The sequence below is a fragment of the Nostoc sp. UCD121 genome, from assembly GCF_014222285.1.
In the GTDB taxonomy this organism is placed as follows: Bacteria; Cyanobacteriota; Cyanobacteriia; order Cyanobacteriales; family Nostocaceae; genus Nostoc.
Genome location: NZ_JACKZS010000279.1, coordinates 1 through 8,132 on the forward strand (window position 1 = coordinate 1; position 8,132 = coordinate 8,132).

The window sequence follows — 8,132 nt, forward strand, 5'->3', positions numbered from 1 at the left end:
ATTTTATTCGCGTCAATCATCCGCGAACACTATTTTCTTTGTTTTACCCTCTATTTCTCCTTAACCGAGCAGTATTGCCTCATCACTCATCTGGATTTGGTTTTTTCCGATATTACGTTTGAGTAAGAAAATACCTGCATCATGCGCTTGCTGACCACCAGCACTAAAGCAAGCATCCTCGATAATTACTGGTTCAATACCGCGCTCAAAAGAGTCAATTGCTGTCTTGAAAATACAGCTATCAGTTTCAACTCCACAAAGATATATTTTACTGATTTGATTAATCAAAATAAAACTCGAAAAATTTTCCGTAAATGCAGAGTAATAAGGTTTATCAAAAATATTATGTATATATGGCTGAAGTTCATCAATAATGCTCGTTTCTGGTTCATGTATCAAGCTTGACCAATGAATTAGCTTCACATAATTACTGTCAGCCGTATTGATAAATTTTGTAAATCCAACGAGTTTACCAGCCTCTAAAAAACGCTCAATTAGTTTAATGACAGTAGGAATAATATGTCTGCATTTCTCAGGCATAAAACCATTTTGCATATCTACTACAAGAAGGATTTCGCTCATTTGTGACCCTACGGATTACAGTACATACATTGGGCTGGATTCGCAAATTCTATACCATTAGGAAATAGTTTTTCTTGATTAAACCCACATTTTTTACATTGATAAATTGCGGTTAGTGGTAAGGTGGTTGGGAACTGACAAAAATCACAGGGTAATCCTTGAATTATTTCAGTTATTTTAAAACCAGGGATATTACATTTGGGGCAACGACTGCTAATTTTATTGAGTAAATTATGGGTAGCTTTTGCAATATTTTTCATCCGAGTGGGATTATACATCGCCCGCATATCTGTCTCAATATTTACCTGACTATCTGGGGAATTATGCAATGCAAAATCAACTGATTTTATCAAATCTATTTCTTTTGTAATACCTTTCGTTATCTGATTACATCTATTCTCTAAGTTTTCAAACCAGACAACTAATCCATGTTCTGGAAAACCAACTTTCTTAGCAAAAATATATGCTTCGTCTAAAGTTGTTATAATTTGATGATTAAAGTTAGTATCTGTAGAAATTTCCTCACCAATAATTTCTAGATTATTGATTTTATCTACGAAAACAACTATTTCTCTATTACAGTAAATGTAAGGAACAAATGGATGGGGTGTAAAACTACCTTCGCTGGCGACCGCTAAATTTTCTTGTGTTAATTCTAAAGCTTTCTCTGCTTTTAATTTAGCTGCGGCAATTTGTGTTCCCGGACGTTCTACTTCTCTAGTAAATGTGCCAAAAATATCAGTATTAAAATCCTGTGGTACTATAATTTTTATGCCTAACTCTTGTTCTAATAGTGGAGCAATTACCTTTTCTTTTTGGTGCATTGTCGCCAACACAACCAGACGCTCATTAAATAATTGCTGGTCATTCATTCTGTGCTAATCCTTATTACTTAAGTTTGTAGCTTTTTGTAATTTTAAAACGGTTGTTTCTTCTGATTTTATCGCTGCAAACCAGCTTGAGCTTCTTGAGAGCAAGCGTACTGGCAGCGATGCCTGCGGTTCAAATAGCCTAAGCAAGAAGCTCAAGTTCATCAAACCCAAAACCCCCTAATTAGATATATACGATCTGCCGTAGACAATCGCTGCCTCTATCTTGCAGAGGCAAACGTGCTATTTGCAGCATTCAAACGAACGCGAGTAGTGTCTCGTAGAGAGGATGCTCCCGCGATCGCCCCCAGCCCATAGCCCCGCTTGCGAGAGCGATGCTTGCGGCGGGCTATTCGGTGTCGCATTTTCACCTTTGCCAACAAATAATAACAACCAAAACCTGTATATGTACTAAGATGCTCTTGGGAGCTATTTCTCCTTCTCTTTTGCAGAATTATTGCCAAATTTCACCATGATGAATAACTGGTTTGACACAGCTCGATTGGGGATGTTTATTCATTGGGGACATAGTTCTCAAATTGGATGTGAGTTATCTTGGCCGTTAGTTGGGGGTGTATTCAGCCTACCTTTTTGCAAAGATATACCAGTTGATAAATATCACTACACAGCTAATACTTTCAATCCACAGCAATACAATCCTCAAGAATGGGCAGATTTAGCAAAAAGTCTCGGAATGAAATATGCGATATTAACAGCCAAGCATCATAATGGTTTTGCCCTATTCCATACCAAAGAATCAGACTTTTCAATTGCATCTGCACCTTACAAAAAAGATATTGTACGTGAATATGTCGAAGCGATGCGCTCTGTAGGATTGCGTATTGGTCTTTATTTTTCGCTTAGTGACTGGCATCATCCTGACTATCCGGCTTGGAGAGAGGCAGATAAACCTTATCGCTTTGACCAACTCCCTCAACCGACAGCGCGACAGTGGGAGCGATATATCCAATTTATGTTCAATCAGATACGAGAATTATTGACCAACTATGGTCAAATTGACATCATTTGGTTTGATGGAAGTTGGGAACGCACTCCAGAGCAATGGCAGGCTCAAAAATTAGCAAAAATGATTCGTGATTTACAACCTAATATTCTCATTAACGATCGCCTACCCAATTGTGGAGACTTTGAAACTCCTGAGCAGTTTATTCCTCCTCACCCACCTGCTCATCCTTGGGAAACCTGTCTGACTATTAACGAGAGTTGGGGATACAATTCAGATGATTGCAACTTCAAATCGTCTCGTCAATTGATTCATACAATCTGCGAAATAGCTAGTAAAGGAGGCAACCTCTTGCTTAATGTTAGTCCAATGGGTAATGGACAAATTCCTCCTGAGCAGTTAGAGCGTCTCAAAGATATAGCAGATTGGATGGAGAGTCACTGTGAAAGTATACTGGATACAACCCCAGGATTAGAACCCTGGCAATTTTATGGCCCCTCAACTCGTAAGGAAAATCGCATTTATCTACACCTCTTAATGAAACCTTACGAGACAATATCAGTTAGGGGTGTACCAATAAAACGAGTAAAATCGGTGTTTGTTCTTGCTGACGGCACAGCACTAACCTACACAAGTCGCTGTGCAATTATAGATTCTATTCTTAATCCCAATCCGTTAGGAGAATTAACAATTGATGTACCTGAATCAATAATTAATCCATACGTTACAGTGATTTGTATTGATATTGATTCTTAAGTAATTAATGTAAATTCATTTCTTTTTACCCTTTACCAATCAGAGATGGTAATGCTAGATTTCGATTACTTGCAATGATTCAAAGTGATTTATGAACAAAGGTGAACTAGTGGATGCTGTAGCAGCAAAGACCAACATCACAAAAAAGCAAGCCGATGAAGTAATCAGTGCTTTTTTGTGAGTTGTTACCGAAGCTGTAGCCAATGGTGAAAAGGTAACGCTCATAGGGTTTGGGTCATTTGAGCGACGTGATCGCTCAGAGCGCGAGGGGCGTAATCCCAAAACCAATGAGCCAATGACAATTCCGGCAACCAAAGTGCCTGCGTTCTCTGCTGGGAAACAGTTTCGGGAGAAAGTAGCGCCATAAAGCATAAGTAAGCCACCCTACCCAAAAGGCTGGCCCCACCGTTCCCAGTTCTCCTTATTAAATGGACTGCGCCATTTCAGAATAAGGCTCAACTCCAACTCTTGCCGTGCGCGTCGATCAACCGGAGCATCCCACCAAAATGCGGCGTTGAATGCTGGAGAGTAACCCATAGCGATAATGTAAATCCTGGTAGCTGGCGATGTAATCTTTACAGGCGTGTATACCCTGCCATCGCTTGTTACTACGGCAGGTTTCCCCCACATACAAAATCAAACCAGCCGCCGAGTCAATGATGAAATAGAGACACGCATCACCTGGGCTGTTTGCTGGCATCCGATAAAACGACATTGGCACAAGCCGCAGCAAGAATGGATCAATTTGGTCTGGGTCGCAGTGCTTAGGGGTAAGGTCAAATAATGCCGTCTGCTGTGGTGGTTTGTTCTCTCTCACATAATGCTGATATTCAAAAATCTGAGATTTCATTTCCACTTCAACAGCGCCTCAAGGCTCATTAACAGTGTTTCTGCTCTGCGTGCTGGTGTGACGGTCAAATCAGAAAATAAATTTAGCTGCTTGGGTTCCAAGGTGATTAATGGGAATGTACAAACCAGTAGATTATCCTCCACAACTCGATGGAGTTAAACTGTTAGCAGCTTACTAGAGCGTAGGCGTAGCCCGCCGCAGGCATCGCTGCATTTATTTTGGGCATTCTGAAAAGATAGCGTTTACTGAAGAAAATCATGTTTAAAGGATTTGGTCGCCGTCAGAAAAAATCAGTACTTGAGGACAATGAACTGACCACAGGGATTGTTCAGCATCCAGTTACGGGACTTTGGCAGACATGGATATCCTTTACTGGTAATGATATTCAATGTATTACCGCCCATGCGAACCCTGATGATGCTGACCGGGTAGCGAAACAGATTGCTGATGCTTGGAGTGAAGGGAAATATAAAACTGGGGAAGAGGTAACAGCTTTTATCCAATCACTGCCTACTGATGCTGTCATAGACCCATTACCCCAAAATATTGTGATGCAACTGAGTCAACAGGCATTAAGCGCAAGGAAGTAAGAAAGAGCGAACGCTCTAAATTGAATCATCCAAAAACCTGCATTCCAGGTCGAAAAAGCCTTGCCCTGTATAGTCTTGATAATTTGATACAGTAGGAACAAAAAATTCGTGTTTGGTAGCGAGAAATTATGCCTTTTGAGGTCATCTCGCAGCAAAAAACACATATCTCGGCTCAATGCCCGCTTGATTCCATCGCACTTACATTCTTCAAATCAACATTACCTAGCCCAGAAGATAGATACATTTTTGAAAAGTTGAAGCACACTTGTAAGAGCAAGTTTAATTATTCAATAATGATCTGACGATGTGGCTAAAATTTGGTGTAAATGAAGAAGGTATCTTGATATGTATTGAAGATATCAACAGGGGAAAGACTTTACTTAAGTGTCCTTATTGTGATGGTGGTCTAACGGCTAAAAAAGGCAAGGTAAAAGAGCATCATTTTGCTCATAATGACCAAACTTGTCGCCCTATAGCTAACCGAGAATTTCCAACTCTACCACTGTATGATAATTTTAATGTTCAGTTATCCGGCAAGGATTTAGCACAGTTAAAACTCCTCTGGGAGGAGTACGGAGTCAAAAATTATCCTATCAGTTCCTACTTAGTTACTCCAGGGTTGATAAAAGCAGGAATGTTGAGAAAAAACCTATACATAACCCCAAGAGAATATGAATTTAGTGATTTGGGTAAAATTCCTGCCGGGGTGCTAGAGTTCAGGCAATTCAACGATGTGCAAGAGCCGCTATTACTTAAAAAACTGCTGAAACTGGAGCTAGCTTTTAAACACGCCGAATACAAAAACGCTCCAGATTTAGGATACCGACTTACTGATTTGAAGCTGTATCGCGCTCAACTTCAACGTATTCTATCTTCTAGACTGTATTTTTTAGAGATTGAAACTAATATTGGAATTATCTACAAAATAGGAGTAACTACTAGACCCGTTATCAAGCGAGTGGCAGAGGTGAAAATTGATTTACTTGCTTATTATTCAAGTGCTGCTATTAAAGTATTAGGAACTTGGGAGCATAGAGGTAATGTTGAACTGTATTTTAAACACCGCTATCAAGGCTTTAATTATCCCATCGGCAGTTTAACTGAGTATTATAAGTTTAATACTGAGGATGCCAAAATCGTGCTGAGTGACCTGCAACAAATGCAACAAAAAATACTATCTCTTGATGAAATAAATATTCTTGAGGAGAATACTAGCTTAATTCAAGTTGCTGTGTAACGTTTATATCACATCAGTGCAAAATACTTACTGCCTAGTAAGCCAAAATATCTTTTGTATTGCTATCCCTCCAAATACTCTGCCACTGCTGCCAAATCTGACATTGCTCGATTTAGGCGATTAAGCAAAGCTTGGGCTACTTCAGGTTGAGCGCTGACGGTTTCTAGTTTTTCTTTTAGATGACGGTCTAGGGCTTCTATCCACAGTGACAATTCTGTGTGACGAATTGCTGTCAGTAGCCCCATATTTCTCAAAACAGCCAAATGAAACCCAAGTTGATTTTGCCCACCATAGCCCAGGTATCCGTCCCAGAGTTCCAACTTTTCTGGAGTAAATTTTTCATACTGCTCAAATGTAATTCCTGCTCTTTCGAGTTCGGGTTGAGGCAGTGGAGGCTGAGAGTTAGTCATAGTAATGTTTGCAATAACTGATATCACTCTTACTTACTACTCTAAATTCAAGAGTGCATCTATATTAGGGTACAAGTCGTGCAACTCGCACCTTACTTTTTAGCGATGAACTGCAAACACATTAGGTAATCATCAGAGAGCCATTACTAAATTTCATAATCTGGTAGCAGAAAAGAAAGGCAAGGGCTACCGTGAAAGCCAGCCAGAGATTGGTGCTAGCCGTAGTGTTGCAGACATTAGACGAGCTATTCAATTATTGAATATTATCCGTCCTTCTATTGCTAATAGGATTTTTCACGATGGCTACATTAGCGCCCTAAATGAGTATTTGAAAATTGTCCCAACACCTTTAGGGATGCAGATAGATTATCACAGAGTTTACCGCACAGTAGCAGATATTGACTATCAGCAAGAGTTACTCAATTCCCTGCTAGCGACACCTGCGCCACAAGTTGCTGCGGTGGTTGTTGGTCATGCCCCTGAAGCGACAGCAGAACCCAAGGTTGTCAGTCTCAAGACTATCAGTAAGAACTTTTGGCGACATTTGTAAGCGAATTCCCATAAAGCTTCTTTAATAGTAGTTTTGTGGGAATTTTTTATCGTTGAAATTTAAAAAAATAAGTGAATATTGCCATAAATTTTTCAGGTAGGTTCATTTGAGACTTTAATAACTAGTTTTCCCTTTTTGTTACCGTCGAAAAGTTTTAGGATCGCCTTGGGTGCATTTTCCAAGCCTTCGACAATCTCAATATTATATTTAATTTTCCCCTGGTTTAGCCACTTTCCAATCTCCGCTATCGCTTCATGAAATCGGGGAATATAATCCAATATAATAAATCCCTGGACGAGAGCGCGTTTCATGAGAATTTGGCTATAATTATATGGGCCAGGAACAGGCTTTGAAGCATTATAAGTTGAGATTAAACCGCATAAAGGCAGACGGGCACGTAGATTAATTTTGGTTAGGACGGCATCAAGGATTATTCCGCCAACATTGTCAAAATACACATCGATTCCATTAGGACAAGCTTCAGCTAATGCTTTTTCTAAATCTCCAGCTTTATAGTTAATTGCTGCATCAAAGCCAAGTTCTTCTGTAAGCCAACGGCACTTTTCATCACTGCCAGTTATACCAACTACCCGACAACCCTTAATCTTGGCAATTTGTCCAACAATGGAACCAACTGCTCCTGCTGCGGCTGAAACGACCACAGTTTCTCCAACTTTTGGCTGTCCTATATCTAATAACCCAAAATAAGCTGTAAAACCAGTAGCTCCCAATGGCCCGGTAAATGCGTTGAGCGGACAAGGCAGAGGATCGGGTAATCGCGTCAGCGAAAAGCCACTGTTTCCAAGGGCGATCGCGTAATCTTGCCAGCCTAGCATCCCTGATACTAAATCTCCCTTTTTAAAATCGGGATTTTTGGACTCTTCAACGACACCTATAATACCGCCACGCATAACTTCCCCAATTTTAACAGGAGGCATATACTGCTCTATATCGCTCATCCAGATCCGATTGGTAGGATCTAGTGACAGATATATAACACGTACCAGCACCTCATCATCTTTTGGGCTGGGGATTGGCTCTTCTCGGTACTCAAAATCGCTTTCTTTAATGTCACCAACGGGACGAGCAGCTAATAGAAACTGTCGATTTATCGCTCTAGTCATAAGTTGTTGTTGGGTGTGACTGAGGGTTGGTCAGAGTCTATACAGACTTCTTTGAGTTTTTCTGACCTTTCTAGCATTATTTTACTTTAGCATCCCAATCAACCAAAACCCCATCCACAATCACAATTCCCCACTGCGGAAACTTCGCCAACAATTTCTTGATCACAATCTATTTTGGCTGAGTCATCTGTATATGCAGA

Annotated in this window: 10 protein-coding genes and 1 pseudogene; 5 read left to right on the plus strand and 6 right to left on the minus strand. The window is 40.2% G+C overall.

Going from position 1 to position 8,132, the window contains the following annotated elements:
• Nucleotides 1-60 precede the first annotated feature (60 nt).
• The 3 genes from GNF10_RS33080 to GNF10_RS33090 all read right to left on the minus strand — a co-directional run bounded on the left by GNF10_RS33080 (nucleotide 61) and on the right by GNF10_RS33090 (nucleotide 1,816).
• The gene (locus tag GNF10_RS33080; RefSeq protein WP_185588098.1) at nucleotides 61-582 is read right to left on the minus strand and encodes an isochorismatase family cysteine hydrolase; all 522 of its coding nucleotides are present in this window, start codon (nucleotides 580-582) and stop codon (nucleotides 61-63) included.
• 8 nt (nucleotides 583-590) lie between these two features.
• On the minus strand, nucleotides 591-1,454 hold the full coding sequence (locus tag GNF10_RS33085; RefSeq protein ID WP_185607374.1) for a DUF6671 family protein: 864 nt from the start codon (nucleotides 1,452-1,454) through the stop codon (nucleotides 591-593).
• A gap of 218 nt (nucleotides 1,455-1,672) precedes the next feature.
• Nucleotides 1,673-1,816, minus strand: a complete 144-nt coding sequence (locus tag GNF10_RS33090) for a hypothetical protein (protein ID WP_185587921.1) — start codon at nucleotides 1,814-1,816, stop codon at nucleotides 1,673-1,675.
• A gap of 107 nt (nucleotides 1,817-1,923) precedes the next feature.
• Between GNF10_RS33090 and GNF10_RS33095 the strand changes: the two genes are divergently transcribed.
• Together GNF10_RS33095 and GNF10_RS33100 are read left to right on the plus strand one after the other, a co-directional pair.
• Nucleotides 1,924-3,171, plus strand: a complete 1,248-nt coding sequence (locus tag GNF10_RS33095; protein ID WP_185587919.1) for an alpha-L-fucosidase — start codon at nucleotides 1,924-1,926, stop codon at nucleotides 3,169-3,171.
• Between the two features lie 91 nt (nucleotides 3,172-3,262).
• Nucleotides 3,263-3,538, plus strand: a pseudogene (locus GNF10_RS33100) (HU family DNA-binding protein).
• 117 nt (nucleotides 3,539-3,655) lie between these two features.
• On the opposite strand, the gene GNF10_RS39065 reads toward GNF10_RS33100, so the two are convergent.
• Nucleotides 3,656-4,021, minus strand: a complete 366-nt coding sequence (locus GNF10_RS39065; protein WP_260446163.1) for a hypothetical protein — start codon at nucleotides 4,019-4,021, stop codon at nucleotides 3,656-3,658.
• 257 nt (nucleotides 4,022-4,278) lie between these two features.
• Between GNF10_RS39065 and GNF10_RS33110 the strand changes: the two genes are divergently transcribed.
• Together GNF10_RS33110 and GNF10_RS33115 are read left to right on the plus strand one after the other, a co-directional pair.
• Complete coding sequence (locus tag GNF10_RS33110; RefSeq protein WP_185587917.1) at nucleotides 4,279-4,611, plus strand: hypothetical protein; 333 nt, start codon at nucleotides 4,279-4,281, stop codon at nucleotides 4,609-4,611.
• Nucleotides 4,612-4,915: 304 nt separating this feature from the next.
• Entirely contained in the window at nucleotides 4,916-5,848 is a 933-nt protein-coding gene (locus GNF10_RS33115) for a GIY-YIG nuclease family protein (protein ID WP_185587915.1), read from the plus strand.
• A 62-nt stretch (nucleotides 5,849-5,910) separates the two neighbouring features.
• On the opposite strand, the gene GNF10_RS33120 is transcribed toward GNF10_RS33115, so the two are convergent.
• Nucleotides 5,911-6,258, minus strand: coding sequence for a hypothetical protein (locus GNF10_RS33120; protein ID WP_185587913.1), 348 nt, complete (start codon nucleotides 6,256-6,258; stop codon nucleotides 5,911-5,913).
• A gap of 256 nt (nucleotides 6,259-6,514) precedes the next feature.
• On the opposite strand from GNF10_RS33120, the gene GNF10_RS33125 reads away from it, so the two are divergent.
• Entirely contained in the window at nucleotides 6,515-6,808 is a 294-nt protein-coding gene (locus GNF10_RS33125; RefSeq protein ID WP_185587911.1) for a hypothetical protein, read from the plus strand.
• 92 nt (nucleotides 6,809-6,900) lie between these two features.
• On the opposite strand, the gene GNF10_RS33130 is transcribed toward GNF10_RS33125, so the two are convergent.
• Nucleotides 6,901-7,932, minus strand: a complete 1,032-nt coding sequence (locus GNF10_RS33130) for an NADP-dependent oxidoreductase (RefSeq protein WP_185587007.1) — start codon at nucleotides 7,930-7,932, stop codon at nucleotides 6,901-6,903.
• Nucleotides 7,933-8,132: the final 200 nt, after the last annotated feature.